This window comes from Blautia sp. aa_0143 (genome assembly GCF_004167315.1).
GTDB lineage: Bacteria > Bacillota > Clostridia > Lachnospirales > Lachnospiraceae > Blautia_A > Blautia_A fusiformis.
On sequence record NZ_RCXU01000076.1, the window covers coordinates 1 to 1,719 of the forward strand.

1 protein-coding gene is annotated in these 1,719 nt (G+C 34.6%); it reads left to right on the forward strand.

Annotated elements, in window-relative coordinates; genetic code table 11:
- Positions 1 to 147 precede the first annotated feature (147 nt).
- A complete protein-coding gene (locus tag EAI83_RS17025) occupies positions 148 to 1,002 on the forward strand; it encodes a transcriptional regulator (RefSeq protein ID WP_243113547.1) in 855 nt (284 codons plus the stop codon).
- Positions 1,003 to 1,719 lie beyond the last annotated feature (717 nt).

The following is a 1,719-nucleotide window of genomic DNA, read 5'->3' on the forward strand; positions in this document are numbered from 1 at the left end:
ATCTACTACCGCTTCATCGGCAAAATCGACTGACCTTTCTTTTTTACCCAACAATATCTTTAATTAAGGGAGACGGGGAACTCCAATCCAGATATTGAACTGTTAGCACCAATTGCAAGACTGCTACATATTTCCCTTGATACCCTGTTGTCTTTTCATGAAAATCTGACAGACGTTGAAATTACAGAACTTATTCAGGAAATGGACAAAATGTTTTCAGCAGAAGGTTACGAAAAGACCTATCAATGGACAGTAAATATCATAAAAGATTACCCTAACTGCAACATGCTTATCTGGCAGGTGGCGGTGATGCTTGACTCGCGAAGAATCATAGGTCAGTGTGAGCATCCCGATAAGTACGACGAACAGATTAATTCCTGGTACGAAATGGCACTAAATGACAAGGACGAAAAAATCCAGCACCATGCGGCAGATTCTCTGTTCGGATTCTACTTGCGAAAAGGGAATTATGAAATGGCAGAAAAATATCTGAACTATTTTTCCGACTATGATCCCATGAAAAAACTAAGACTTGGGCAATTATACATGGAACAGGAAAAAACAGAAGAAGCATATGAAAAACTGGAAAATATAATTCTTTCAGAGTATACTACTTTGAATCTTGCCTTTGGCATGATGATCACAAAAGCTCTTGACAATAAAGATCATAAATCCGCAAGATTCCTGGCCGAGAAAATGTATGCATTAGCAGGTATTTTTGAGATGGGAAAATACAATGAATGTGCAACCATGTTTAATGTTGTGGTGGCAGAACAAAATGTAGAAGATACTTTTAAGGTAATAAAACAACTGCTGGAGAATGTCGATACAATCTGTGATTTTCAGAAATCAAGATTATATAAACATATAAAATTCCAAGATGTAGAAAATCCATATGCTGAAGAAATGAAAAAAGAACTGATTGCAGGCTTCCAAAATGAAGAAGACTTTGCTTATATGAAAGGCTATAAACCCTGGAAAAAATTATTAGCAAAGTATTGATCCTGCTTATGTTTATTGCAAAATAAAAAACCTATTCATTCGCAATAGATCACATTTATAGATGAAAGAGATGCAGGCGTCGCGGCTCCTGCATCTCTTTTAACCCATAGGGTGCGTGATTGCAACGAAATTTACCACCTCAATGGATGATAAATTGCAATATATTTCAAAAATAAAAGAAGAACGTAATAAGGCACAGGACGAACTTGCTGAACTAAGGAAAATTCTTGAATTGTCAGATGATATTTCTTTGACAGAACACATTACAAAGATAAAAATAAATATTGACAAGGAGTAATTGAACCAGTATTATATAAGTACAAAGAAGTCTTTTTCCGGAGTGAGAAAGATATTATTACTTATTCAAAGGAAAGGGGCTCTGGACGAGTTCCTTTTTACATTTCATAAAATTTGATTTTATAACATATACTATGATCACAAAGTAGCTCTGGATAGGATATTCGGAGTTGTAAAACGGCGGAAATATCATTGCTGGTATTTCCGCCACTTCTTTTATAGATTATTCGCACTATTCAACCCATCCACTCAATTACGCAAAATCAAATCGTCTCATAATTTACATTAATATATGTACGCCACCCCCAAAATATGATAAGGTGAAGCAAATAGAATTTTTCAGGAGGTTATTAACAGTTAAATATAAATTATAAAATCATATAAGTACATGTTGAGTTTTATAAGATATTAGAGTGGAAT